The following is a 24,286-nucleotide window of genomic DNA, read 5'->3' as shown; positions in this document are numbered from 1 at the left end:
TCCCCACGATCTTCTCGAGCCGCCTCGCGCGATACCCTTCCGTGCGCGGTCGCAGACGCGCCGGGACCTCTGCTCTCGCGGGCCTCTCCCTTTCTCGGCGCCTCCGTGTGACTCCTCGTCACATCGAGGACGAGCCGTGCGAGCGGGCGCTCCGCTGCGACCTGCGTGCGCGCGGTGGTGACGCCTTCCTCTTGCGCGGCTTCGGCCGGGCCTTGGCGGCGGCGGCCTGCAGCTCGGCGAAGGACGTCTCGATCGCGCTGACGAAGTCGTGCAGGTCGGGCACCGTCTCCCAGTCGGCGGTCAAGCCCCAGAACAGGCCGCCGTTGTAGCTGAACAGGCCGACCACCAGGGCGACATTCTCGAACAGCGGCACCACCGGATAGGTGGTCAGCATCTCGCAGCCGAGGAAGTAGAGCGGGATCTGCGGCCCCGGCACGTTGGTGACCGTGAGGTTGTACGGCCGCGACCGGATGCCGAGCTTCACCGCCTGGACGAGCACGTTCGGCACCGTCCACTCGGCGATCGCGGTCATCACCTCCCCGCCGAGCGCCTGCTTCGATTCCTTGAGACCGCTCATCGTGATGCGCACGGCTTCGAGGCGGCTGACGGGGTCCTCGAGCTGGATCGGCAGCGGGGCGATGATCTCGGTGATGCGATTGCCGAGCGCGCCGTGCTCCTCGGGCGCGCGCACGCTGACCGGCACCAGGGCGCGGACGTTCAGCGTATCGGGATCGACCGCCCGTTGCAGGCAGAAGCGGCGCAGCGCCCCGGCGACGGTCGCCAGCACCACATCGTTCAGCGTGCCGCCGAGCACGTTCTTGACCGCCTTCAGGTCGGCGACCCGCATGTCGGTCCAATCGAAGCGTCGCGACGGCCCGACCTCGCTGTTGATGGGCAGTTGGGAGGCCGGGTTCAGCGAGGGCGAGAACGCCTCCGCCAGCGCGGACACCGTCTCCTCGACCTTCTCCAGCGTCTGCTCGGGGTGGCGGATCGCCTGCTGCGCGGCGCGCAGCACGTCGAGCGGCTGAGCGAGGCGCCGCCGCGCCTCGTCGAACACCAGGCGCGCGTCGCTCGGATGCGGTCGCGGGATCCACGGCAGCGGCTCGCCGGGCTCGCGGTTGGGAAACGGCTCCATGATCACCGAGATCAGGTCGGCGCCGGAGACGCCGTCGATCATGCAGTGGTGGGTCTTGCTGATGAGCGCGAAACGGCCGTCATCGAGCCCTTCGACGAACCACATCTCCCACAGCGGCCGGGTGCGATCGAGCTGCTGCGACATGATGCGGCCGACCAGCCGCTTGAGCATCCGCTCGTCGCCGGGTTTCGGCAGCGCCGTGTGGCGCACGTGATAGGCGAGGCGGAAGCGGTCGTCGTCGACCCAGATCGGCAGGCGCTCGAAGGGGAGGTAGGAGAGGCGCTGGCGGAAGCGCGGCACGAGATGCAGCCGCGCCTCGATCGCCCGCTGGATGCGGTCGATGTCGATTCCGCCCTCGGCGGTGCGCAGCGGCGCGGCGTCGAACAGCATCACGCCGCCGACGTGCATGTGGCAGCGCGAATCCTCCAGGCCGATGAACGATGCGTCCTGCGCGGTCAGGCGTTCGTAGAACGACATGGTCGGCGCGCCTCACGCGCCAGCCGACGCGCCGCCGCTGGGCAGCACGATGCGCGGCGTCTCGGGATGCGGCCGGTAGAGGATCAGCACGTGGCCGATGCGTCCGGCCACCTCGGCGCCGGTGCGCAGGGCCAGCGTCTCGCCGGCCTCGTCGCGATCGACGGGGCACTCGCCGCCGAGCCGCACCTTGATCAGCTCGTGGTCCGTGAGCGCCGCATCGACCTGCCGCACCACCGCCTCGGTCAGCCCGCGCTGGCCGACGATCACCACCGGGTGCAATGCGTGCGCGAGCCCGCGCAGGTGACGACGATCTTTTCCATTCATGGCAGGTCCCGATGTGTAGGGCGTGGCGGCGGAGAAATCCAGCATCTGGTCACCGGTCGCGGCTTCTGATTTAGACCCTCCATGACCCTCGGCAAGCTCGCCCTCAGCCTGCCCGTTCCCGGTGACGTCAACGCCTGCCTCGAGTGGGCGCGCCGCGCCGAGGACCTCGGCTACGAGAGTATCTGGATCGCGGAGACCGGCGGGCCGGATCCGTTCGTTCTGGCCGGCGCGGTGGCCCAGGTGACGAAGCGGGTGCGCATCGGCCTGGCGGTGTCGCCGGTGTACATCCGGACGCCGGCGACCATCGCGGCGGCGACGGGGACCGTGTCGCAGCTCGCGCCGGGGCGCTTCATCCTCGGGCTCGGCTCGTCCAGCCATGCCATCGTCGGCGGCTGGCACGGCATCCCGTTCCGCAAGCCGTTGACCCGCGTGCGCGAGACGGTGACCACGGTGCGCGGCATGCTCGCCGGCCAGAAGTCGAGCTTCGACGGCGAGACGCTGCGCACCCACGGCTTTCGCCTGATGGTGCCGCCGGCGGCGCCGGTGCCGATCTACATCGGCGCCCTGCGGCCGGCGATGATCGAGCTCGCGGGCGAGATCGGAGACGGCGTCGCCATCAACCTGCTGCCGGCCGCCGCCGTGGCGCCGACCAGGGCGCACCTCGCGGCCGGCGCGGCGCGGGCCGGCAAGGATCCGGCGTCGCTCGAGGTGGTCTGCCGGCAGCAGGTGCTGGTCACCGACGACAAGGCCGGGGCGCGCGACCTCTTCCGCAGCGCCCTGACCGGCTACTTCGCGACCCCGGTCTACAACCAGTATGCCGCCTGGTACGGATTCGAGGAGGAGGCGAAGCAGATCGCCGAGGGCTTCAAGAGCGGCGATCGCGCCCTCACCCGCAGGGGGATGAGCGACCGCCTGATCGACGCCATCGCCATCTTCGGCAGCCTCGACGAGTGCAGGGAGCGGATCGCCGAATACGCCGCCGCCGGCGTCGACACGACCGCGATCAGCGTGCTCTCGTTCGATCCGAGCGTCTTCGCCAAGGTCATCGAGGGGTTCGCGCCGGGGAGGTGAGCGCGTCGGCGCCTCAGCCAGGTGGTCCGCCGGCCGCCGGTCATCGTCGCGACCAGCGCCGCCGCGCCGCCTCACTCGCTCGCGGGTGACGGGCCCCTGAGCGGCAGTCCCGCCTTCCGGTACACGGCATCGATCACCGCCATGTTGGCGATCGCGTGCGGCGGATCGGTCGGCGTCGGCGTGCCGTCGCGGACGGCGGCGACGAAGGCGCGCAACTGGTGCGTGTAGGTGGCGTCGCCGGCGACGCGCTCGGACGTCCTGCCGGCCGCGGTGCGCAGGCTGAGGCGGTGGTAGAGCTGCGGCAGGTACGGGTTGAAGACGCGCATCTCGCCGCGATCGCCGCGGACGATCGCCTCGACCTTCAGGAGGCGGAGGGAGAACAGCGAGCAGGTGATGCGCCCGCTGACGCCGCCGGGAAACGCCAGCTCGGCGGTCATCGCGCGATCGACGTCGGGCCGCGCCAGCCGCGCGGTCGCCGACAGGACCTCGGGCTCGCTGCCGGCGAGGAAGCGGACAACGCTGATGGTGTAGCAGCCGACGTCCATGGTCGCGCCGCCGGCGAGCTCGAAGCGGTAGCGGATGTCGTTCGGCAACGGCAGCGGGATGCACATCGTCGCCTCGACGTGGCGCACCGTCCCGAGGACGCCGGAGTCGACCACCTCGCGCATGCGCGCCGCCAGCGGATGGAATCGCCAGTGGAAGGCCTCGACCAGGCGCCGCCCGCTGCGTCCGGCGGCCTCCGCCATCTGCCGCGCTTCGCCGGCGTTGCTGGCCAGCGGCTTCTCGCAGAGCACGTGCTTGCCGGCCTCGAGGGCGCGGATCGTCCACTCGCAGTGATGACTGTTGGGGAGTGGGTTGTAGATGGCGTCGATCTCGGGATCGGCGACGAGGGCGGCATACGAATCGTGGACGCGCGGGATCCCGTGCCTGGCGGCGAACGCGCGGGCCCGCGCCGGATCGCGCGCCGCGACGGCGGTGATCGCCGCCTCGGGCACGCGGCGGGCTGGACGGAGCAGTGCCATCGGGGTGATGCGAGCCGCGCCGAGCACGCCGATACGGAGGGGAGTCATGCAGGGCTCGTATCCCGACGGCGTCGCCGCTGCCAGCGGGTGCATGGCTCGTTTCCGCAGATCCGTCGATCCACATCCGTCGGCCGGCGCTGGGTTCCGCGACGAGGGCCGGCGCGGTATGGTGCGTCGATCATGGCGCGCCTGGATTTCATCCGGCCGGCGGTGCGGGCGATGGCCGGCTACACGCCGGGGGAGCAGCCGCAGGGCGGCGGCTTCATCAAGCTCAACACCAACGAGAATCCCTACCCGCCGTCGCCGCGGGTGCGGGTGGCGATTGCCGCCTGTGCCGGCGACGATGTGCGGCTGTATCCCGATCCGATGGCCAACGCGCTGCGCGACGTCGCGGCGCGCCGCTACGATCTGCCGCGGGACTGCATCGTCGCCGGCAACGGGTCCGACGATCTGCTCGCGATCGTCATGCGGGCCTGCATCGATCCCGGCGACCTGCTCGCCTATCCCTCCCCGACCTACAGCCTCTACGATACGCTGGCCGAGATCGCCGGCGCCCGCGTCGAACGCCCGCCGTGGGCGCCCGGATACGCGCTGCCCGCGGCGTTGGCGGCCGCGGGGGCGCGCGTCACCATCGTCTGCAATCCCAACGCGCCCTCCGGCACGTTCGTCGCGGTGGAGGCGCTCGCGGCGCTGGCGCGCCGGCTCAGCGGCCTGTTGGTGGTCGACGAGGCGTACGTGGACTTCGCCGCCGACTCGGCGCTCGGGCTGGTCCGCCGGCACGACAACGTCATCGTCCTGCGCACGCTGTCGAAATCGTTCTCGCTCGCCGGCATGCGCGTTGGCCTAGCGTTCGGTCCGGCCCCGGTGATGGCCGAGCTCGGCAAGGTGAAGGACTCGTACAACCTGAGCCGGGTCAGCATCGCCGCCGGCGTCGCCGCGCTCGAGGACTACACGGTGATGCAGGCCCACGTCGTCCGCGTGCGCGCGACGCGCGATCGCCTCACCGAGGCGCTCCGCCGCCGCGGCTACGAGGTGCCGGACAGCCACGCCAACTTCGTGCTGGCGCGCCGGCCGGGCATCGACCAGCGCCCGGTCCTCGAAGCGCTCAAGCAGCGCCGCATCCTCGTGCGCCACTTCGCCACCCCCGCGCTGCGCGATGCGCTGCGGATCTCGATCGGCACGGACGAGGAGATCGACGCGTTGCTGCGCGCGCTCGACGAGCTGACCGCTCGGGCGTGCTGAAACGAGGCCGTCGGCGGTCGGCCGTCGCTCCCCGGCGGTCTCGCTCCGGCGCGGCTCCGCCGCAGGCCGACCGCGGCCGGCGCTGACTCAGAGCGGTAGATCCCCGGTGGCGGTGCGGGTGCTGCCCTCCTTGGTGTAGGCGGCGATGGTGCGCTGCGCGATGCGCATCTGGTGCACCTCGTCGGCGCCGTCCGCGAAACGGGCCCAGCGCGCGTGCTGGTACATGTGGGCGAGCGGCGTGTCGGTGGAGTACCCGAGGGCGCCGTGGACCTGGATCGAGCGGTCGATGATGCGGCCGAGCGCGTTGGCGACGAAATGCTTCGCCATCGACACCTCGGAGACGAAGTCGAGCTTGTTGTCGATGCGGTAGGCGGCGTGCAGGACCATCAGCTTGGCCTGGTACAGTTCCATGGTCGAGTCGGCGATCATCCACTGGATGCCCTGCTTCTCGGCCAGCAGCGAGCCGTGCGCGAAGCGCTTGAGGGAGCGGTCGACCATCATGTCCAGCGCCGTCTCCGCCTGGGCCAGCCAGCGCATGCAGTGCGCCAGGCGGGCCGGCCCGAGGCGGTACTGGCCGAGTCGATGTCCCTGGCCGCGTTCGCCGAGCATGTTGGCCGCGGGGATGCGCAGGTTCTCGATGCGGATCTCGGAATGGCCGGTCGCGCCGTGCATGGTCTCGATCTCGCGGACGCGGTGCCAGCCATCGCTCGGGATGTCGACGATGAAGCCGGTATTGGCGGCCTGCGGCCGATCGGGGGTGTCCTCGGTGCGCGCGATGAGGATGGCGAACGCGGCGCGGCGGGCGTTGGAGATGAACCACTTGTGGCCGTTGACCACCCAGTGGTCGCCGTCGAGCACGGCGCGGGTCTGGATCAGGGTGGGGTCTGAGCCGGCGACCTCCGGTTCGGTCATCGCGAAGCAGCTCATGGCCACGCCGTCGCACAGCGGGCGCAGGTACTTCTCCTTCTGCTCCGCGGTGCCCCAGTGCAGCAGGGTGTGCATGTTCCCCTCGTCCGGGGCCTGGCAGTTGAGGACCCACGGGCCGTAGTAGGCCTTGGCGGCCTCGGCCTGCACCATCGCCAACTGCACGTGGCCGAGCCCCATGCCCCCCCACTCGGCCGGCATGTGCGGCAACCAGAGGCCGGCGGCTTTCGCCTCGCTGCGCATCTGCAGCAGGATCCGCAGGTAGTCGGCGCGCTCGATCTTGTCGGGATCGCCGATCCTCTCCTCGCCCGGCTTCACGACCTGCTGGATGAAGTCGCGCACGCGCAGGCGCAGGTCCTCGAGCTCCGGGCCGAGGGTGAAATCGATGGCCATGGGATGATCCTCCTCGCCCGCGGATCATGACCCAAAGCCGCGCTCAGCACCACAGACGTCGCTGGGGCCAGAGGGGCCGAATCAGCGCCTTCACGCGCCTCCGCAGCACCTTCGTGGTCGCTGCCTCACTCTTCCTCGTCGAGCGGCGCGGCCTCGTCGTCTGGCATGCCCTCCATACCGGGAGGCATGCCGGCTGGCGGCCGCGGCGGGCGGGTGAAGTCGTCCGGCTTCTTGTCCACCTGGTTGAACTGGAACTCGCCAAGCTGCATCACCGCGGGGTCGCCCTCGCGCTGCGCCGTGTACTGGGTCGCGGGCGGATGTGGCGTCATCGAGCCGATGCGCACCGTGGCGAGGCGCTCGCCGTCGCTGCCGGTGACGCGGATGGTGATCGCCGGCGGGGCGAGGCCGTAGGCGGCCAGGTCCGTCGCCGAGTCCGCGAGCACCTGCGCGCCAGCGAGTCGACTGAGCGCGCCGACGAAGGCCTGCGCCGTCGCCGGATTGGTGGGCGCGCTCGCGCCCTCGAGCGCCCACTGTCCATCCTTGGACACGAGCGTGAAATCGGCGCCGTCGGCGCGGCTGACGGCGATGGCGGCGGCCGCCGTCGGGTCGAAGGTGAGCAGTGTCTTGTCGCGCAGCTCGTTCACGCCCTTGCTCAGATCGCTCTGCACCCACTTGCCGACCACGAAAACGGTCGGCCGGTCGCTCGACTTCACGTACAGCCCCTGGTCGGTTGCGTTGCCGACGTCGAGGGTGATCGTCTTGTCGGCGCCGGCGCGCAGCGCGAGCTGGCGCTGCGGCGGCGTGAGCCCGTAGGTGGCGAGATCCGCGGGCGCGGGGTTGTCGTTGGCGAAGTCGGTCGCGCGCAGGTTGCGCACGGTCGACAACAGCGCGCGCACCGCGTTGTTGTCGGCGCGGTAACGGGCCGGCTGCTCGATCCACCAGTTGCCGTCCTTCTTCGCCAGCTCGACGGCATTGCCGTCGCTGGCACTGAGGGTGACGGCGGTGACGTCGGCATCGTTGAAGCCGACGATCGTCTTGTCGCGCAGGTCCTTGGGCTGCTTGTCGACGCCGCTGCGGAAGCTCGATGGGGCCAGGAGGACCGCTGGCTTGTCGGCGCGCTGAACGTAGGTGGAATAGCTGACCGCGGTCGTCTTGCCGACCTTGATCGCCGGCACCGCCGTGCCGTCCCTGGTGGTGATGGCGATGGTGACGAATGGCGGGGCGAGCCCGAACGGGAGCAGGTCCTGCGGCGGGTCGTCGATGGACTTTTTCACCTCGACGTCGGCGATGGCGCGCACCAGATTCTTCACCGCCAAGTCGTCGGCGGCGGCCTCGACCGGCTTGGTCATGCGCCAGACGCCGTCGCGCTGCTCGAGGGCGATCTCGTGGTCGCCGTAGGTGAGGGTGAGGCCGGCGACGTCGTCTGGCTTCACATCGAGGAGCGCCTGCTTCTTCTCGCTCTCCGCCTGCTGTTTCGACTCGACGAAGTACAGGTAGGCGCCGAGGCCGACCAGGATCAGCGCCAGGACGATGGTGTAACGGGCACGCATGGCGGGTCAGCCGCCGGCGACTACTCGCGGCGCCACCAGACGAGGAGGCCGGCGAGCAGGAGCAGCTCCGGCAGCACCAGCACCGACAGGTAGAAGATGGCGGTGCCCTCGCGCTCGGTGAACGACACCCGCGAGGCGCGCATGGCGCGCGGGCGGATCGAGACGAGATCGGACTGCCCGGCCAGCCAGCCGACCGTGTTGAGCAGCAGGTCCTGGTTGTAGAAGGTTCCCTCGAGATTCTGGTTGCTGGCGAAGTCGCTCGATCCGAACACGGCGATCCGCGCCTCGCCGCCGCTACCGCCCAGTTGCTTGAGGTCGAGCTCGGCGGCGACGGCGACGGGTACGGGTCCCTTGCGGTCGGCCGGATCGAGCGTCGCCTGCTGATTCTCGAACAGGCCCACGAGATCGGTCTCGGCCCAGCTCGAGGGGCTGGTCTTCGCCAGCTCCGTCGCCTTCACGCCGGCCGTGCCCTCGGCTGCCGAAACCGATCGGGTCATCGGGAAGATGGTGCGCCCCTTGAGTGCCCTCGTGATCTCGTGTGTGGCGTCGTACGTCTCCACCAAGGGGGTCAGGCCGAGCGCCGGGCCCTGGAACAGTCGCACCACCTGGTCGACGACGACATCCTCGCCGAGCGCGATGCCGTACGGCTTGAGGAACGCCACGAACTCCTCGGCCTTCCGCGGCGGCAACAGGAAGAGCAGGCGGCCCCCGCCCTTCAGGTAGGCGTCGAGGAGTGGCAGCTCCTGCGCCAGGAAAGGCCGGGTGGGGCCGGCGACCGCGACGATGCTGCAATCGGCGGGGATCTGGTCGACGGTCGCCAGCAGCAGCGGCTTCACCTGGTAGGTTTCGTTCTCCAGCGCCTGCTTGAAGAGCGCGTAGCCGCGCGGGCTTTCGCGGTCGTTGAGGTCGGGCTCCCCGTGTCCCTCGACCACGCACACGGTGCGCGAAGTGGTGCGGGTGATCTTGATGATCGCGTTGGTGAGGTTCTCCTCGGTGGGCTGCGTCACCTGGTTGGACGCCTCGCCGTACTGCAGGCGCACGGTGTTGTACGCCTTGATGCCGTAGCGCTCGGCCAATTCGGGCTCGCGATCGGGATCGATCATGCGGACAGTCACCCTGTCCGACGCTGCGCGGTAATTGCGCAGCAGGTCCTCGATTTCGGGGTTGGCGCCGCCCTCGACGAAGGCCTCCAGCCGGAGGTCCTGGGTGAGCCCTTGGAGCAACTGCACCGACTGCGGCGAGAGGCTGAAGACCTTCTCGCTCGTCAGGTCGAAGCGGTGGTGGTGGCGGTAGGCGAGGAAGTTGAGCACGCCGAGGATGGCGATGAACAGCAGCGAGGCGACGACGGTGTTGGTGCCATAGCGGGTCGAGCGCTCGCCGAGGAAGGTGCGGAGGCTGTCGATGCCGGTGCTGAAGTAGGCGATCAGCAGCAGCACGCCGAAGACGCCGTGCACGGCGATGTAGATGACGTCGAAGATCGTCTCGCCGCGCGTGAGGACCAGCGCGACGCCGGCGAAGAGCAGGAGGATGACGCCGATGAGGCCGAACAGGCCGCTGCTGCGCCGCACGGTCTACCTCCAGCGCAGCGACTCGACCGAGCGCTGGGTGAGGAACAGCGCCAGGACGATGACGCTGCCGAAGTACGCCAGGTCGCGGGTGTCGATCACGCCCTTCACCAACTCGGAGAAGTGCTCGGTGAGCGAGACGTACTTGAGCACCGCGCCCATGGTCTCGCCGGCGGTGTCAGCCGGCCAGGAGATCACGTAGAGGAGCAGCAGGGCGACGAGACAGCTCACGGCGGCGATGATCTGGTTCTCGGTGAACGACGAGGTCAGCAGCCCGACGGCGACGAACGCGGTGGCGAGCAGCAGCAGGCCGAGGAAGCCGCTGAGCAGCACGCCGATCTCCGGATTGCCGTAGAGGACCAGGATCAGCGGGTAGATGCCGGTGAGCAGCAGCATGAAGAAGACGAAGGCAAAGGCCCCGAAGAACTTGCCGAGGACGATCTCGGTGACCGACAGGGGCGAGGTCATCAGCAGCTCGTAGGTGCCGCTGCGCTTCTCCTCGGCGAAGCTGCGCATGGTGATCACCGGCACGAGGATGACGAGGATGACCGAGAGATTGTGGAGCAGCGGCGCGATGACGAAGTCGTTGAGGTTCAGCCGCTGCATGGCCTCAGGGTTGCGGAAGCTGAGATAGAGGTTGAGCAGGACGTTGAAGCGCGCCAGCAGGTTGAAGAAGAACCAGCCGCCGAGCAGCAGAAAACCCGTGAGCACCACGTAGGCGATCGGCGAGACGAACTGCGAGCGCAGGTCCTTGGCGGCGATGGCGAGGATGTTCCTCATGCCGTCGCCTCCTCGCCGCGACCGCGGCTGATGTAGCGCATGAAGACCTCTTCCAGCGTCGCCCCCTGCGTCAGCGTGTCGATCTGCTCCTCGACCACCACGCGCCCCTCGTTGATGATCACCACCTTCTGGCAGATCTGCACGACCTCCTGGAGAATGTGGGTGGAGAGGATGACCGTGCGTTCGGCCGCGAGCTCGCGCACCAGGGCACGGATGTCGACGATCTGGCGCGGGTCGAGGCCGATGGTGGGCTCGTCCAACACGAGCACGCTGGGCTCGTGGATGATCGCCTGGGCGAGGCCGACGCGCTGTCGGTAGCCCTTCGAGAGGTGCCCCAGCACCCGCCGGGTCACGCCGGTGAGCCCGCAGCGCTGTAGGGCGCGGTCGACCGCGTCATCGAGCGCGGCGCGCGGGATGCCTTTGATCCGGCCGACGAACTGCAGATAGCTCGTCACCGTCATGTCGGCGTAGAGCGGCGGGTTCTCGGGCAGGTAGCCGGTGCGCTTCCGCACCTCGTGCGAATCGTCGAAGATGTCGAAGTTCTCGACTTTGACCGTTCCCTGGGTGGCGGGCAGGAATCCAGTGATGATGCGCATCGTGGTGGTTTTGCCGGCCCCGTTGGGGCCCAGGAATCCGACCACCTCGCCCTTGCGGGCGGTGAAGGAGACGCGATCGACCGCGACCAGGTCTCCGTAGCGCTTCGTCAGCTCGCGAACCTCGATCATCGCCTGAACCGATCGCCTGTGACGGCGGATCCCCTCTCGATATTCACCGTCAGACAGAAAAAATGGGCCGCATTTAGGCGGGGGCAAACTACTTGTCAAGGCGGACCTCTGTCACCAACGGGCGGGCCTCTGTCGCCGGTGGGGGCCCCCTGCGCTGCTGAGCGCCGCCGGGCGCCTGAATTGCCGCCCGGCGGGGGGTCTGGTAGCGTCGCCGCCCACCATCATGTCCGGACCTCGCCCGCGTCTCGTGTTGGTGGACGGCAGCTCCTACGTCTACCGTGCGTTCCACGCCCTGCCGCCGCTGACCGGCCCCTCGGGCCTTCCCACGCATGCCGTCTACGGCTTCACGACGATGTTGCTGAAGCTGCTGAACGACGCCAAGCCGGACTACCTGGCAGTGGTCTTCGACGCGGCGCGTAAGACGTTTCGCGACGAGATCTACGCCGACTACAAGGCCCACCGGCCGGCAATGCCGAGTGATCTCGCGGCCCAGTTGCCGGACATCCTGCGTGTCGTCAGCGCGCTGCGCGTCCCCACCCTGCGGGTCGAGGGGGTCGAAGCGGACGATGTCATCGCGACGCTGCTGACCCGGTTTGCCGCCGACGACCTGGAGGCGGTGGTGGTGACGGCCGACAAGGACCTGATGCAGCTCGTCGGACCGACGGTGCGGCTGTGGGACACCATGCGCGATCGCTGGATCGATGTCGCGGCCGTGCAGGCGCGGTTCGGTGTCGCCCCGGCCCAGGTCGGCGACGTGATCGCCTTGATGGGCGACGCCAGCGACAACATCCCCGGCGTCACCGGCATCGGCGAGAAGACGGCAACCGCCCTGGTGCGCGCGTTCGGTTCAGTCGAGGGCGTGCTCGATCACCTCGAAGCGGTCGCCCAGCTTCCGCTGCGCGGCGCCAAGGCGGTCGCGGCCCGCCTCTCGGCCGAGGCCGACGCGGCGCGGCTCAGCAAGCGGCTCGTGCAGGTGCGCCACGACGTGCCGCTCAGCGTCGCGCTCGAGGATCTGCGGGCCCGCAGCCCGGATGTCGACGCGGCGCGCGCGCTTTTCACCGAGCTCGGCTTCGAGAGCCTGCTGCGCCAGCTCGCCGCCGAGGCTCCGGCGCTCACCGTCGACCTGCGGCGCTTGGAGTCGGCCGGCGAGGTCGCCGCGTTCTTCGCCGAGGCGGGGCGCGCCGGGTGGGTGGGGCTGTCGACCTTGTGCGCCGCGGGCCCACCCGCGACCACGCCCGCCGGCGAATTGGTGATGAGCGCTGGCGCCGGCGGCGCGGTGCGCGTGCCTCTGGGCCCGGCGGAGACCCTGGCGGTTGCGCGCGCTGGGCTGGCGACCCCCGGGATGGAGACGCTCGGCCATGACCTGAAGCGCGATCTGCTGGCGCTGGCGGCGGCCGGGCTCCCGCTGCCGGGGCGACTCTTCGACGTCGCCATTGCCGCCGCGTTGGTGGACGTCACCGCCGCGCCGACGCTGGAGCGCCTCGCCGCCGATCTGCTGGGCGAGCGCCCGCCGCCGTATCGGGATGGGCCCGACGGCGCCGCCGCCGGCGTGACCCTGCTGCGGCCGCTCGCCGAGCGGCTGCGCAAGCAATTGGCGGCGGGCGAGCTGACGCGTCTGCTCGACGAGGTCGAGATGCCGTTGGTGCGCGTGCTGGCGGCGATGGAGCGTCGCGGCATGCTGGTCGACGTCGAGCATCTGCGCCGCCTCGGCGCCGAGTACGGGGAGCGCATGGACGCGCTGCTGCACGACATCCACGCGCTCGCCGGCGGCGAGTTCAACATCAACTCGCCGCCGCAGCTCCGCACGATCCTGTTCGAGCGGCTGCAGCTTTCCACCAAGGGGGTGAAGCGCGGCAAGACGGGGTTGTCCACCGACGTCGATGTCCTCACCCGCCTCGCCGCCCAGCACCCGCTGCCGGCCAAGATCCTCGACTACCGCGCCCTGTCGAAGCTCAAGTCGACCTATCTCGATGCACTGCCGGAAGCGGTGAATCCGGCCACCGGTCGTCTCCACACGAGCTTCAATCAGACCGGCGCGGCCACTGGCCGTCTGAGCTCCAGCGAGCCCAACCTGCAGAACATCCCGATCCGCGGCGAGGAGGGGCGCCGCATTCGCGCCGCTTTCGTGGCCCCGCCGGGCTCGGTGCTGATCGCCGCCGATTACTCGCAGATCGAGCTGCGCATCCTGGCGCATCTCTCTGGCGACCCAGCGCTCATCGACGCGTTCGCCAGCGGCCAGGACATCCACACCCGCACGGCCGCGGAGGTGTTCAACGTCCTCCCCGGGTTGGTCAGCGCCGATCAGCGGCGTGCCGCCAAGGTGATCAACTTTGGCATCCTCTACGGCATGGGGCCGCAGCGGCTGGCCGGCGAGCTCGGCATCCCGCTCGCTGAAGCGCAGGGATACATCGCGAGCTACTTCGCCCGCTACGCGGCCGTGCGCCAGTTCATGGAAGGGGTCGTGGCGTCGGCGCGGGCATGCGGCCATGCCACCACCATTCTCGGCCGGCGGCGGGCCATTCCCGAGCTGCGCAGCCGGGAACGGAGCGTGGCGCAGGCCGCCGAGCGGGTCGCCGCGAACACGCCCATTCAGGGGTCGGCAGCGGACCTCATCAAGCTGGCGATGGTACGGATCGACCGCCGCTTGGCGGAAGAGGAGGTGGCCGGGGGAATGATCCTGCAGGTGCATGACGAGCTGCTGCTCGAAGTGACCGAAGAGGATCGTGAACGGACGGCCGCCGTGGTGCGCGAGGAGATGGAAGGGGTGATGACGCTGGCGGTCCCGCTACGAGTCGACCTCGGCGTGGGCCACAACTGGGCGGAGGCCCACTGAATATGCGCGCGGCGCTGAATACGCGCTCGGGCATGCCGTCTATGGCCGTGGGTTGTCATCGTGGAACGTAGCGATCGCGAGTTGGTTCGCGAGAGCCGTCGCGGTGACAAGGAGGCCTTCCGCGAGCTCGTCGAACGGTATCAGCGAAAGATCTTGGCGGTGGCGATGGGCATGGTCCACAACCGCGAGGATGCCCTGGAACTGGCCCAGGAGACCTTTGTCAAAGCTTACGAGAACTTAGACCGCTTCAAGGGCGAATCGAGCTTCTACACATGGTTGTACCGCATCGTCGTCAATCTGGGCATCGACTTCCGTCGCCGCGACCGGCGGCATGGAACGGTGTCACTGGCGGATCGTCCCGGTGGCGGCGAGGACATCGAAGCGGCGCTGCCGGAACAGCGATTGGCGGATCCCTATCAGCAGACGCGCTCGCGGGAGATCGCGGAGCGCATGCAGCAAGCGATCGGCGAGTTGACCCCCGATCACAAAGCCGTCATACTTTTGCGCGAAGTCGAAGGGCTTTCCTACGAAGACATCAGCCGAGTCATGCAGTGCTCGAAGGGCACGGTGATGAGCCGTTTGCACTATGCCCGCAAGAAGCTGCAGGACAAGCTGAAGGATCTGCTGTGAGCGCGACCGGCAGCATCCTGGGATGGCCCGGCGCCGCAGCGAGTGCGGCGCGAAGGGAGCAGCGATGACCACGTGTCGCGAGGCGAGGCCGCTGCTGCCGCTCTTCTTCGACGGCGAGCTCGAAGCGCGCCAGATGCGAGCCGTGGCGCTGCACAGCACGCGGTGTTCGGAGTGCGAGCACGAGTTGCGCGATCTCGAGCAGTTGCAGGAGTCGATTTCGCTTCACATCAACGAGCTGGTCGACACCATCGATCCCGGTCAGGTCTGGGCCGGTGTTGCGCCCCGCCTCTCCGGCCGCGCTCCCTCGTGGCACGAGCGTTGGGTGACCTGGTGGGAGGAGGCGCGAGCCGGCTGGCGCATTCGTGGTCCCGCCTTCGCCGGCCTCGCGGCGGCCGCGCTCCTGGCACTGATCGTGGTGCAGCGCGGGGGCGAGATGGTGCCGGCAGCCAAGCAGGTCGCGACCGCGCGCGGGCCCAAGATCGACAACTCCGCCAAGCTGGATTCCATGCAGAGCAGCGTCGATTCGGTGGCACTGGTCACCGAGCCGGAAACCAATACCACGATGCTCTGGATCATGGACGATGCCACCGGCGCCATCGAGCACGTCGCCGACGACCTGGGAGCGGCGGAGTGATCGCGCGCGCGGTGCTGCTGGTCGCCGGCTGTCTGGTGATGGCAGGGGCTGGCGCCGCCGAGGTGTTGAGCACGCCCGAAGAGGGCGTCGAGGTGCGAATCGACACCGTTCTCGCCGGCAACTCCGACAAGGGATTCGATCCGGCGCTGCGACCGCTGAAGCAGCCTTTTCGGGCCCTGTTCCCATTCTCGTCCTATCGTCTGGTGCAGGCTGAGCGACGCCGCGCCAGTTGGCGCCGGGAGGAGCAGTTCATGCTTCCCGGGCAGCGCTATCTGGTGATCATTCCACGCGGTGTCCAGGGCGATCGCGTGTCGCTGAGCCTGATGCTGATCCAGGGCTCGCGGCCGTTGCTGAACACGGTGCTGTCCCTGAAGAACAACGGCACCTTCCTGGTTGCGGGTCCGCGCTACAACGATGGGGTGCTCATCTTCGCCATCAACGCCCGCACCCGCCCCGTGCCGGCGCAGGATCTGCCGCTCCGCGCCAGTGCCAACGTCGCCACCGGCGTGCCGCAGCCGTGATGGCGCAGGCGGGGGCCGGCCTGTGGGAGCAGGCGAGCACGCGCTGGCATGATCTGCGCGGACTGATCGGCTTCGGCGACGCGCTGTCTGCGCTGCCGAGCTGGCTGGCGCCGCCGCTGGCACTGGGTTCGCTGCTGGCGCTGGTGGTGCTCGCCGGCATCGGTCTCGCCGCGCTGGGTCTGCTCCTGACGGTCCTGCTCGTCGTGCACCTGCTGCTCGATCAGGTGTTCGGCATCCACCTCGAGCTCGCGCTGCCGCGCTGATCAGTGCACGTGCGCGGCGCGCCAGCGTGACGGCGTACCGCGCTATGGCCCGCAGGCGGCGCAGTCGGAGCGGCGCGGGTACGATCGCGGCGTGAGCATCGACGTCTCTGCCGCGAACCACAGCAGCGGCGAGGCGGGGGGCTCGAGCCCGAGCGCGCATTCCAGTCCCGCGAGCGCCAGCAGCGAGCCCAGCACGCCCGTCGCGACCGCGGCCAGGCGCGTCGCTTCCGGCGCCCGCGGTATCGACGCGACGGCACGTGCGGTGCAGCCGGCGCAGCCGTCCCCGCTGGCCGCGTGCAACCAGCCGGCGTCGCCGGCGCATGCCGCTGCCGTCAACGGGACCGCCTGCGCGCGCGCCTCGCGCACGCAGGCATCGAGTGCCGGCAACGCCAGATCGGCGGCGATGATCGCGGTCGCCGCGCCCGCGCGCGGCCGTTCATCGACCCGTACCTCGGGGTTCAGCCGCCGGAGGTCGTCGCCCAACGAGGCGAGCCCGGCCGCGTCGAGATGCAGGACGCCGACGCCGGCGCCGACGAGATAGCGGGCGGCGATGGTGGCGAGCTCGCCAGTGCCGTGCAGTGCGACCACCGCCGCACGCAGCCGCTCCTGCCCGCGGCCGCCGATCTCCGGCAGGATGATCTGGCGACTGTAGCGCTCGATCTCGGCGTCGCGCAGCGCCATCCTCACTCGATGTCGCCGTGCTCGATCGGCTCGCCGGCGGCGGCGCGGCCGCACCGCCAGGCGATGCCGCGATTGCTCTCACGGCGCGTCCGCTCCGGCTGCGGCGCCACCGGCCCCATCGTGCCGGGGACCGTGGCGCCGCGGACGGCGCGCAGCGCGTCCTGCGCGCCGTTCGCGCGGATCGCCGGCTCGATGATCCGGCGCGCTGGGTCGGTGGATGCGGTCCCTTCGCGCCTCGCGGCATCGCCCATCGGCGAGCCGGCCCGCGTCGGGCTCATGCGCGCGGGTGGTGTCGTTGCCATTTCGCCCATCCCGTCCACAGGTTCGTGCTCAGGTAGCGGTCGCCGAAATCCGGGAAGATGGCCACCACCACGCCCGCGTCGATGTCGCGGGCGATGCGCCGCGCGGCGTACAGGGCGGCGCCGCTCGACTGGCCGACGATCAACCCGTGCCGCGCGCCGAGCTCGTACACGAGGTCGTAGGCGGCGTCGGTGGGGACGGGCACTTTCCCGTCCAGCTCCGTCTCGTGGTAGATGCCGGGCACGATCGACGTCGCCATGTGCTTGAGGCCCTCGAGGCCGTGCAGCGCGTCGTCGGGCTCGGCGGCGATGACCTGGATGCGCGGATTGCGCGCCTTGAGATAGCGCCCGGTGCCCATGATCGTGCCGCCGGTGCCGATGCCGGCCACGAAGTGCGTGACCCGGCCTTCCGTCGCCTCCCAGATCTCCGGGCCCGTGCTTTCGTAGTGGGCCTGTGGGTTCATGGCGTTGAAGTACTGGTCGGGCTTGAAGTAACGCTCCGGCTGTTCGTGGAGCAGGGCGCGGCACTTGAGGATCGCCCCGTCGGATCCCTCGAGGCCGCTACTGTAGACGACCTCGGCGCCGAAGGCGTTGATGATCCGCTTGCGCTCCCGACTGACGTTGTCCGGCATCACCAGCGTCACCGGGTAGCCGAGGGCGGCGCCGATCATCGCCAGCGCGATGCCGGTGTTGCCCGAGGTCGAGTCGATGATCGTCTTGCCCGGAGCCAGCGCGCCGGTCGCCAGACCATGGCGCACCATCCACAGCGCGGCCCGGTCCTTGACCGAGCCGCCGGGGTTGAAGCCCTCCAGCTTGGCGTACACCTGCACGCGCGGCGACGCGCCGCCCGCGAGCGCGGTGACGTCGAGGAGCGGCGTCCGCCCCACCAGTTCGAGGATCGAGCCGCGGCGCGCGGCGCCCTCGGGCAGCGGGACACGCGTCGCTGCCCCCGCCATTCCCTCAGCCTCCCGCGATCGCCGGCACGATGGACAGCTCGTCGCCGTCCTTCACCGCCGTCTCGAGATTGCTGAGGAAGCGGATGTCGTCACCGTTGAGGTAGATGTTGACGAAGCGGCGGACGCGTCCTTCCTCGTCACACAGGCGTTCTCTGATGCCAGCGAACTGGCGTTCGAGATCGCTGACCACGGCGCCGACGGTGGCGCCGGTGGCGCCGACTTCTTCGGCGCCGCCGGTGAAGCGACGCAGCGGGGTGGGAATGCGGACCTTGGCGGGCATGGGGATCCTCCTGGCGAGCACGCGCTCACGCGTCGCCGGCGGCACGGCGCGCCTGCGGGGTGAGCGAGTCGAAGAGATGGTCGAACTCCTGCAGCCTGGCGTTGATCACGACCGGTGACGCGACGCTGTCGCGCACCGCTTCGAGCGTCTTGTAGCCGTTGCCGGTGATGCTGATGACGATCGACTCGTCGCGCGGGATGCGTCCCTGTTCGATCAGCTTGCGGGTCACCGCCACGGTGGTGCCACCGGCGGGCTCGGTGAAGATGCCTTCGGTGCGCGCCAACAGGTGGATGGCGTCGACGATCTCCGCGTCCGTCGCGGCTTCCGCCCAGCCACCGGATTCCCGCAGCGCCTGCAGCACGTAGTAGCCATCGGCGGGATTGCCGATGGCGATCGACTTGGCGATGGTGTCGGGCTTCACCGGCTCGATGAGGTCGGTGCCGCGATGCATCGCGTGCACCACCGGCGCGCAGCCGGCGGCCTGCGCCGAGTAGATCTTCGGCAGCGGCGCGTCGACCAGCCCGAGCTCCTGCAGCTCGCTGAAGGCCCTGGCGATCTTCGGCAGGATCGTGCCGCCGGCGGTCGGCACCACGATGTGCTGGGGGAAGGTCCAGCCGAGCTGCTCGGCGATCTCGAACCCGTAGGTCTTGGCGCCCTCGGTATAGAACGGACGGACGTTGATGTTGACGAACGCCCAGCGATACTTGTCGGCGATCTCACTGCACAGGCGGTTGACGTCGTCGTAGTTGCCGCGGATCGCCACCGTGTGCGGGCCGTAGATCGCCGAGCCGAGGATCTTTCCCTGCTCGAGATCGTCGGGAATGAAGATGAAGCAGTTGAGCCCGGCGCGGGCGGCATGCGCCGAGACGCTGTTGGCGAGGTTGCCGGTCGAGGCGCAGGAGACGGTGTCGAACCCGAGCTCGATGGCCTTGGAGATGGCGACCGACACGACCCGGTCCTTGTACGAAAACGTCGGATGATTGACCGAGTCGTCCTTGACGTACAGCTCGCGCACGCCCAGCGCCGCCGCCAGCCGATCGGCCCGGACCAGCGGTGTGCAGCCGGAGTGCGGCCCCACCACCGGGTCGGCGAGCACCGGCAGCAGCTCGCGGTAGCGCCAGAGGTTGCGCGGCCGCGCCGCGATGGTCTCACGGCTCACGACGCGCCGGATGGCGGCATAGTCGTACTGCACCTCCAGCGGGCCGAAGCACTGCTCGCAGACGTGCAACGGTTCGTGCGGGTAGTCGGCGCCGCACTCGCGGCAGCGCAGCCCCAGAACGTAGGCCATGGACCCTCTCCCTTATCGCGCCGCATCCGCGGCATCCAGACGCCGCCGGACGGTTGGCGCGCAGATCGGGCAGCGGGGACTGCGCGACAGCCGCACTCGCCTCCAGACGCCGCTGCGCGCGTCGATGGTCAGCAGCCGGTCGAGGAGTGGCTCGCCCCGACCAGTCAGGTGCTTGATCGCCTCCCCGGCCTGGATGGCGCCGATGGCTCCGGCCAGCGGGCCGATCACCCCCGCGTCGCGGCACGAGACATCCTCCGCCTCGCTCGGCGGCTCCGGGAACAGGCAGCGGAGGCAGGCGCTCCGGCCCGGCACGACGGTCATCGTCTGGCCGAGGAACCCGAGGATGCCGGCGTGCGAGAAGGGCGTCCCGATGCGGACGGCGCCGTCGTTGATGAGGAACTTGCTGGCGGCGCCGTCAGTGGCATCGATCACGAAATCGACGCCGGCGAACAGCTCCGGCAGATTCGCCGCCTCGAGCCGGACCGCGTGCGCCTCCAGCCGGAGGTTCGGGAACTCCCGCTGCAGGGCAGCGGCCGCGGAGGCGACCTTGAGCTCGCCGATGGCGTCCGTCGTGTGCAAGGGCTGTCGGTGCAGATTCGAGAGCTCCACCCGATCCGGGTCCACGAGCGCGATGGTGCCGACGCCCGCGGCGGCGAGAACCCGCGCCGCCGGACACCCCAAGGCGCCGAGGCCGACGACCATCGTCCGCGCCGACGCCAGCCGCTCGCTGTCGGATGTCCAACCTCGTCCGTTCATCAGGTCCAAAAAAGAAAGCCTCTGCCCACCGGGGCAGAGGCCAGAACGTGTGCTCGCTCTCGCCTTATCTCCCCGGGTCTCCCGGCTGGAATTAGCACCTGCATCGGCTGCGTATCGCTCGCCGATCGGTTGCTGTGGCTTCGTCGGGCCAGTCCCTCAGCCACTCTGGATAAGGTATGTGTCTACTTCGCTGCGGCGATCTAAGCCGGCGTCCTCCGCAGTGTCAACAAACGCCCTCTCGACGACCGTGGCGCCCTCACGGTCCGCTCCAGGTCACCTGATGGGCGGTGAAGTTGAGGTAGAAGTACCACCCCGGTACGCCGTCGGGTCCGATGTCCTTGGCGGTGTGGGAGGCGCAGTTGCCGGTGCCACCCGGCAGCGCGACGCTGACGGGTTTCCCCGCCAGTCCGACGAGCTGGAAGGTCGGGTCGTCGGGCAGGAAGATGTTGTCCGCCGCCGCTTCGCTGAGGAAGCCAACCAACAAGCCGTTCATGATCTGGTTGGCGGGGGGGCCGCCAACGTAGGTGCCGGACGCGCGCACGTCCTCGAGCGGCAGCTCGAACAGTCCGATCGGGAACGTGATCGTGGCGGGATCGGTCCCGAAGCACGGGGCGCCCGAGTTGGTGATCGGGGGACTGTACGGGGTCGCATTGTTGATCCCGCTCGTGCCTGGCAGCGGCGCCCCGCACGAGCCGCTGCCCTGGTTGCCGTAGGTCACGGTCGAGGGCGTGTTGGCGCCCAGGCTGCAGACGTCGGCCGTCGTGCAGTCGCCGAGCGTGACCTGGATGTCGGCGCCGGGGAGCGGCGGCTGCTGCAGCGGACGGAACAGCGCCAACAGGCTGAGATCGAAGAGCCCATCCATGTCCGAATCGCCGCCGATGAGGGTCGCGATCTGGCCATTGGCGGACAGGTTCGCGACGCCCGGCGGATCGGTGACATCGAAACAGCTCACGCCGAACAGCAGCGGAATGAGATGCGGATCGCGCAGCGAGAGGGAGTCGACCCGGAACGCGGTGGCGGGTGCCAGGGTGGGCGTCACCGTCGCGGTGCTCCCGGGCGGCACGGTGAAGGTCGCCGTGCGCGTCGACGACGGGGTCAGGGTGATGGTCGCCGTCGCCGTCGCGCTGGCGGTCAGGGTGATGGTCGGTGTGCTCGACGTCGTCGGCGTCCGCGACGGCGTCGGCGTCTCGGTGACGGTTGGCGTGAGCGTGATCGTCGGCGTCGGCTGCAGGCACGCGCTCGACGGGCCCTTGATGAGGATCTGGTCCGGGTCGTTCTTGATGAACGGCGAGCTCGGCGGCGCGAAGCGGCCGCAGTAGCCGCCGCCGTCGGCGACGATCTGCACTTCCAGGAAGCCGATCGGGCCGCTGATCGCGTCGACGCCGTAGCCGTCGCCCTTCAGCTTGATCAGCAGCTTGCCGCCGGTCGGTTTGCTCGCGAGCTTGATCGTGGTGACGCCGCCGGCGCTTCCGCTCGCGTCCTTGTAAGCGTAGCCGCTGCCGCCGCTCGCCGACCAGAAGCTGCAGTCGAGGTCGATGAGCAGGTCCTTCGTGTCGGTCTTCAGCCGCACCGTCGATGCCGCCGGGCACAGGGGGCTCGGCAGGGTGGTGATCAGTCCCGATTCCTTCACGAACTTGACGATGACCTGGTCGCCTGCCGTGCCGTCCTTGTCCCTGATCTTGACGAGGCGGCCGAAGCGCAGCGTGGTGTCGATGCCGATCGCCGGCAGACACCAGATCGCCACTGCAAATGCCAACACCACCCCAACTGCTCGTCGCATTGCGCCCCCCTGAGCTGATTCCGCACGGCCCCGGAGCCGTGGTCGCTGTCGGATCCGCTACCGCCGCCCACCGGCCAGGCAGACTCTGCGGCAGCGGGGGGGCGACAGTCAATGCGGAACCGCCACCCTGAGGCCTGGAATCGTTGGGAGTGCGGCCGCGCTCAGTAGCGGCCGCCGTACGGCCCAGCCCCCTGGCCACCGAACGGCCCGGCGCCGCCAGGGAGGCCGAATCCGGTGCCGGCCGGCGGGGGACCACCGCGCTGACTCTTCTGGACCGGCTTCGGCGCTGCCTGCGTCGCCGCCAGATCGCGGGTGCGCCCGGTCTCGGCGCGCAGCAACACGAGCGGGTCGCCGCTCGGCGCCGGGTGGTCCTTCTCCAGTCGGTCGAGCGCCTCCTCGGCCTGGCGCGCCGCCTCGTGGTCCGGGTGGTGGTAGACGACCGCGGTGTACGCCAGCACGGCCTTGTCGGGATCGTCGACGCGCTCGTACAGCGCGCCGAGATCGAGCAGCGCCTGTCCGGCCACGTCCGTCTCCGGATACCGGTTCACCAGGTCGATGATGCGGATCTCGGCGGCGCGGTCGTTCTTCTGGTGCTCGTAGAACTTGGCGACGTCGAGCTCGTGCGTCGCCAGGGTCTCGCGGGCGTAGGCGAGGCGGTCGCGCGCCAGCAGCGCGTATGGGCTGGTCGGATACTGCTGGATCAGCGCCTGGTAGTAGGCCTGGGCGTTTTGCGAGGCGCTCTGGTCGCGGTCGGCGGTGCGCATCTGCAGCTCGGCGCACTGCCCGAGGAGGTAGCCGACGAAGGGCAGGTAGGGGCTCGTCGGATGCCGCCGCTGGAAGTCGGTCAGCGACGCGCTCGCTTCGGGACAGGCGTTGTCCTTGTACTGGGCGACGCCGATCTCCAGCTCCGCTTCCTCGCTGTGCTCGTTGAACGGGTGCTCGTCGAGCAGCGACTTGTAGCCCTGGATCGCCTGCGTGTACGAACCGAGGCGCATGTTCTCGGCCGCGGTGTTGTAATACTCCGCGGCGCTGATCTGCTGTTTCGGCCCGCAACCGGCGCCCATCGCGGCGGCCGCCGTCGCGACCACCAGCATCGTTGCCCTTCGCATGGGGCAACTATGCAGCAAGCCGCGGAACGCCGCAAAGTCGACCGGTCAGCGGGCAGCGGGGGGCGAATGCCAGGGGGGCGGCGCCAGCCGCGCCAGGGGCACGCGCGTGCCCGGGCTAGTGGAATGCCGGCAGGACCCGTTCGGCGACCAATTCGAGCAGCTCGATCAGATGGCGGGGGCTGTCGTGCGTGAGCCCGAGGTGGACGGCGTCGGCGCCGGCGTCGCGCCACGCGGCTGCGGTGGCGATCAACTGCGCCGGATCCTCGACCCGCCCGGCGGCCACCGGCGCGACCGCCGTGAAGGTCCCGCCGCGCCCGGCGGCGCGATGTGCCGCCCGCGCCTGCGCCGCCTGTGCCGCGAAGTCCTCGCGCGTGATCTGCCAGGGCACCCAGCCGTCGCCGCAGCGGCCGGCGCGCTCGGCCATCGCCGGGGTGTTGCCGCCGATCCACAACGGCGGGCGGGGCTGCTGCAGCGGCCGCGGCGACACCATCATGTCGCGCCAGCGGACGAAGCGGCCGCTGAAGCTGGAGACGTCGTTCGCCAGCGCCGCCGCCAGCGCCTCCAGGTACTCCTCGCTGATCGCGGCGCGGGTCGCGTGATCGATGCCGAGGGAGCGGAACTCGGGCTTCAGGTGACCGCTGCCGGCGCCGATGATGACCCGACCGCCGGACAGCCGGTCGAGGGTGGCGAAGAGCTTCGCCGCCAGCAGGGGATGGCGGTAGGGGAGCACCAGGACGTGCGACATCAGCCGCACGCGCTGGGTCGCCGCGGCGACGAAGGCCAGCGTCGTCGCCGGCTCGTACCAGGTGGCGCCCATGCTGGCGGCATAGGCGGCGGGGACGGCGACGTGATCGCTGCACGTCACCCAGGCGTAGCCGAGGCGGTCGGCGGCGCGGGCCACGGCGACGATCTCCTCCGGCCCGGCGTCGCCCTCCCACGCCTGGGTCTGCGTCGGCACCTGCTGCACCACCGGGAGGCCAATGCCGAAGGAGAGCGCGCGCCGCATTGCGCCGCAGCAGTACCATTTGCTAGCCGAGGCCGGGAAGCA

The 24,286-nt window shown here is 69.9% G+C and carries 24 protein-coding genes and 1 riboswitch; of the genes, 7 read left to right on the top strand and 17 right to left on the bottom strand.

The annotated features are described in order from the left end of the window. Positions 1-118 precede the first annotated feature (118 nt). On the bottom strand, positions 119-1,612 hold the full coding sequence (locus tag KF840_11565; GenBank protein MBX3025532.1) for a wax ester/triacylglycerol synthase family O-acyltransferase: 1,494 nt from the start codon (positions 1,610-1,612) through the stop codon (positions 119-121). A 12-nt stretch (positions 1,613-1,624) separates the two neighbouring features. Continuing rightward, a complete protein-coding gene (yhbY, locus tag KF840_11560) occupies positions 1,625-1,936 on the bottom strand; it encodes a ribosome assembly RNA-binding protein YhbY (GenBank protein MBX3025531.1) in 312 nt (103 codons plus the stop codon). Positions 1,937-2,017: 81 nt separating this feature from the next. On the opposite strand from yhbY, the gene KF840_11555 reads away from it, so the two are divergent. Then, complete coding sequence (locus KF840_11555; GenBank protein ID MBX3025530.1) at positions 2,018-3,007, top strand: LLM class flavin-dependent oxidoreductase; 990 nt, start codon at positions 2,018-2,020, stop codon at positions 3,005-3,007. Positions 3,008-3,078: 71 nt separating this feature from the next. Here the strand turns inward: KF840_11555 and KF840_11550 are convergent, their stop codons facing one another. Continuing rightward, positions 3,079-4,077, bottom strand: a complete 999-nt coding sequence (locus KF840_11550; protein MBX3025529.1) for a Gfo/Idh/MocA family oxidoreductase — start codon at positions 4,075-4,077, stop codon at positions 3,079-3,081. A gap of 132 nt (positions 4,078-4,209) precedes the next feature. Here KF840_11550 and hisC point away from each other — a divergent pair, with 132 nt between their 5' ends. Beyond that, positions 4,210-5,271, top strand: a complete 1,062-nt coding sequence (hisC, locus tag KF840_11545; GenBank protein ID MBX3025528.1) for a histidinol-phosphate transaminase — start codon at positions 4,210-4,212, stop codon at positions 5,269-5,271. Between the two features lie 87 nt (positions 5,272-5,358). Here hisC and KF840_11540 read toward each other — a convergent pair whose 3' ends face one another. From KF840_11540 to KF840_11520, 5 genes are all read right to left on the bottom strand, one after another. Continuing rightward, the gene (locus KF840_11540) at positions 5,359-6,588 is read right to left on the bottom strand and encodes an acyl-CoA dehydrogenase family protein (protein ID MBX3025527.1); all 1,230 of its coding nucleotides are present in this window, start codon (positions 6,586-6,588) and stop codon (positions 5,359-5,361) included. 125 nt (positions 6,589-6,713) lie between these two features. After that, the gene (locus KF840_11535) at positions 6,714-8,138 is read right to left on the bottom strand and encodes a DUF4340 domain-containing protein (protein MBX3025526.1); all 1,425 of its coding nucleotides are present in this window, start codon (positions 8,136-8,138) and stop codon (positions 6,714-6,716) included. Positions 8,139-8,158: 20 nt separating this feature from the next. After that, complete coding sequence (locus tag KF840_11530; GenBank protein MBX3025525.1) at positions 8,159-9,706, bottom strand: GldG family protein; 1,548 nt, start codon at positions 9,704-9,706, stop codon at positions 8,159-8,161. A 3-nt stretch (positions 9,707-9,709) separates the two neighbouring features. Then, a complete protein-coding gene (locus tag KF840_11525) occupies positions 9,710-10,483 on the bottom strand; it encodes an ABC transporter permease (GenBank protein ID MBX3025524.1) in 774 nt (257 codons plus the stop codon). Beyond that, on the bottom strand, positions 10,480-11,208 hold the full coding sequence (locus KF840_11520; protein ID MBX3025523.1) for an ATP-binding cassette domain-containing protein: 729 nt from the start codon (positions 11,206-11,208) through the stop codon (positions 10,480-10,482). Before KF840_11520 ends, KF840_11525 begins: the two co-directional genes overlap by 4 nt. A 223-nt stretch (positions 11,209-11,431) precedes the next feature. On the opposite strand from KF840_11520, the gene polA reads away from it, so the two are divergent. The 5 genes from polA (at position 11,432) to KF840_11495 (ending at position 16,089) form a co-directional block, all read left to right on the top strand. Continuing rightward, positions 11,432-14,041, top strand: a complete 2,610-nt coding sequence (polA, locus tag KF840_11515) for a DNA polymerase I (protein MBX3025522.1) — start codon at positions 11,432-11,434, stop codon at positions 14,039-14,041. A 60-nt stretch (positions 14,042-14,101) separates the two neighbouring features. Further along, complete coding sequence (locus KF840_11510) at positions 14,102-14,671, top strand: sigma-70 family RNA polymerase sigma factor (protein MBX3025521.1); 570 nt, start codon at positions 14,102-14,104, stop codon at positions 14,669-14,671. Between the two features lie 64 nt (positions 14,672-14,735). After that, entirely contained in the window at positions 14,736-15,305 is a 570-nt protein-coding gene (locus KF840_11505; GenBank protein ID MBX3025520.1) for a zf-HC2 domain-containing protein, read from the top strand. An 11-nt stretch (positions 15,306-15,316) separates the two neighbouring features. Beyond that, positions 15,317-15,826: a hypothetical protein gene (locus tag KF840_11500; GenBank protein ID MBX3025519.1), complete on the top strand. Its 510-nt coding sequence runs from the start codon at positions 15,317-15,319 to the stop codon at positions 15,824-15,826. After that, complete coding sequence (locus KF840_11495) at positions 15,826-16,089, top strand: hypothetical protein (protein ID MBX3025518.1); 264 nt, start codon at positions 15,826-15,828, stop codon at positions 16,087-16,089. Before KF840_11500 ends, KF840_11495 begins: the two co-directional genes overlap by 1 nt. 42 nt (positions 16,090-16,131) lie before the next feature. On the opposite strand, the gene KF840_11490 is transcribed toward KF840_11495, so the two are convergent. The 9 genes from KF840_11490 to KF840_11450 all read right to left on the bottom strand — a co-directional run bounded on the left by KF840_11490 (position 16,132) and on the right by KF840_11450 (position 24,244). Continuing rightward, a complete protein-coding gene (locus tag KF840_11490; protein ID MBX3025517.1) occupies positions 16,132-16,770 on the bottom strand; it encodes a hypothetical protein in 639 nt (212 codons plus the stop codon). Between the two features lie 2 nt (positions 16,771-16,772). Beyond that, positions 16,773-17,048 carry a hypothetical protein gene (locus tag KF840_11485; GenBank protein MBX3025516.1) on the bottom strand — a complete coding sequence of 92 codons (276 nt, stop codon included), beginning with the start codon at positions 17,046-17,048 and terminating at the stop codon, positions 16,773-16,775. After that, positions 17,045-18,025: a pyridoxal-phosphate dependent enzyme gene (locus KF840_11480; GenBank protein ID MBX3025515.1), complete on the bottom strand. Its 981-nt coding sequence runs from the start codon at positions 18,023-18,025 to the stop codon at positions 17,045-17,047. The genes KF840_11485 and KF840_11480 overlap by 4 nt, the downstream gene beginning before the upstream one ends. A 4-nt stretch (positions 18,026-18,029) precedes the next feature. After that, positions 18,030-18,305 carry a MoaD/ThiS family protein gene (locus KF840_11475; protein ID MBX3025514.1) on the bottom strand — a complete coding sequence of 92 codons (276 nt, stop codon included), beginning with the start codon at positions 18,303-18,305 and terminating at the stop codon, positions 18,030-18,032. A 25-nt stretch (positions 18,306-18,330) separates the two neighbouring features. Beyond that, entirely contained in the window at positions 18,331-19,593 is a 1,263-nt protein-coding gene (locus tag KF840_11470; GenBank protein MBX3025513.1) for a threonine synthase, read from the bottom strand. Between the two features lie 12 nt (positions 19,594-19,605). Next, the gene (locus KF840_11465) at positions 19,606-20,349 is read right to left on the bottom strand and encodes a HesA/MoeB/ThiF family protein (GenBank protein MBX3025512.1); all 744 of its coding nucleotides are present in this window, start codon (positions 20,347-20,349) and stop codon (positions 19,606-19,608) included. 61 nt (positions 20,350-20,410) lie between these two features. Next, positions 20,411-20,525: riboswitch (SAM riboswitch) on the bottom strand. A gap of 80 nt (positions 20,526-20,605) precedes the next feature. Beyond that, complete coding sequence (locus KF840_11460; GenBank protein ID MBX3025511.1) at positions 20,606-22,129, bottom strand: hypothetical protein; 1,524 nt, start codon at positions 22,127-22,129, stop codon at positions 20,606-20,608. Between the two features lie 161 nt (positions 22,130-22,290). After that, entirely contained in the window at positions 22,291-23,238 is a 948-nt protein-coding gene (gene bamD / locus KF840_11455; protein ID MBX3025510.1) for an outer membrane protein assembly factor BamD, read from the bottom strand. A gap of 115 nt (positions 23,239-23,353) precedes the next feature. Next, on the bottom strand, positions 23,354-24,244 hold the full coding sequence (locus KF840_11450; protein ID MBX3025509.1) for a TIGR03619 family F420-dependent LLM class oxidoreductase: 891 nt from the start codon (positions 24,242-24,244) through the stop codon (positions 23,354-23,356). Positions 24,245-24,286: the final 42 nt, after the last annotated feature.

The organism is bacterium, from assembly GCA_019637795.1.
GTDB lineage: Bacteria > Desulfobacterota > Binatia > HRBIN30 > CADEER01 > JAHBUY01.
This window is presented reverse-complemented; position numbering and strand designations above follow the sequence as displayed.

Bases quoted from the DNA above. Each gene is read 5' to 3' on its own strand.
- KF840_11490 (MBX3025517.1), bottom strand. From the start codon at position 16,770: ATGGCGCTGCGCGACGCCGAGATCGAGCGCTACAGTCGCCAGATCATC.
- bamD (MBX3025510.1), bottom strand. From the start codon at position 23,238: ATGCGAAGGGCAACGATGCTGGTGGTCGCGACGGCGGCCGCCGCGATG.
- KF840_11475 (MBX3025514.1), bottom strand. From the start codon at position 18,305: ATGCCCGCCAAGGTCCGCATTCCCACCCCGCTGCGTCGCTTCACCGGC.
- KF840_11470 (MBX3025513.1), bottom strand. From the start codon at position 19,593: ATGGCCTACGTTCTGGGGCTGCGCTGCCGCGAGTGCGGCGCCGACTAC.
- hisC (MBX3025528.1), top strand. From the start codon at position 4,210: ATGGCGCGCCTGGATTTCATCCGGCCGGCGGTGCGGGCGATGGCCGGC.
- KF840_11535 (MBX3025526.1), bottom strand. From the start codon at position 8,138: ATGCGTGCCCGTTACACCATCGTCCTGGCGCTGATCCTGGTCGGCCTC.
- KF840_11460 (MBX3025511.1), bottom strand. From the start codon at position 22,129: ATGCGACGAGCAGTTGGGGTGGTGTTGGCATTTGCAGTGGCGATCTGG.
- KF840_11465 (MBX3025512.1), bottom strand. From the start codon at position 20,349: ATGAACGGACGAGGTTGGACATCCGACAGCGAGCGGCTGGCGTCGGCG.
- KF840_11520 (MBX3025523.1), bottom strand. From the start codon at position 11,208: ATGATCGAGGTTCGCGAGCTGACGAAGCGCTACGGAGACCTGGTCGCG.
- yhbY (MBX3025531.1), bottom strand. From the start codon at position 1,936: ATGAATGGAAAAGATCGTCGTCACCTGCGCGGGCTCGCGCACGCATTG.
- polA (MBX3025522.1), top strand. From the start codon at position 11,432: ATGTCCGGACCTCGCCCGCGTCTCGTGTTGGTGGACGGCAGCTCCTAC.
- KF840_11450 (MBX3025509.1), bottom strand. From the start codon at position 24,244: ATGCGGCGCGCGCTCTCCTTCGGCATTGGCCTCCCGGTGGTGCAGCAG.
- KF840_11495 (MBX3025518.1), top strand. From the start codon at position 15,826: ATGGCGCAGGCGGGGGCCGGCCTGTGGGAGCAGGCGAGCACGCGCTGG.
- KF840_11565 (MBX3025532.1), bottom strand. From the start codon at position 1,612: ATGTCGTTCTACGAACGCCTGACCGCGCAGGACGCATCGTTCATCGGC.
- KF840_11540 (MBX3025527.1), bottom strand. From the start codon at position 6,588: ATGGCCATCGATTTCACCCTCGGCCCGGAGCTCGAGGACCTGCGCCTG.
- KF840_11555 (MBX3025530.1), top strand. From the start codon at position 2,018: ATGACCCTCGGCAAGCTCGCCCTCAGCCTGCCCGTTCCCGGTGACGTC.
- KF840_11505 (MBX3025520.1), top strand. From the start codon at position 14,736: ATGACCACGTGTCGCGAGGCGAGGCCGCTGCTGCCGCTCTTCTTCGAC.
- KF840_11525 (MBX3025524.1), bottom strand. From the start codon at position 10,483: ATGAGGAACATCCTCGCCATCGCCGCCAAGGACCTGCGCTCGCAGTTC.
- KF840_11550 (MBX3025529.1), bottom strand. From the start codon at position 4,077: ATGACTCCCCTCCGTATCGGCGTGCTCGGCGCGGCTCGCATCACCCCG.
- KF840_11480 (MBX3025515.1), bottom strand. From the start codon at position 18,025: ATGGCGGGGGCAGCGACGCGTGTCCCGCTGCCCGAGGGCGCCGCGCGC.
- KF840_11485 (MBX3025516.1), bottom strand. From the start codon at position 17,048: ATGAGCCCGACGCGGGCCGGCTCGCCGATGGGCGATGCCGCGAGGCGC.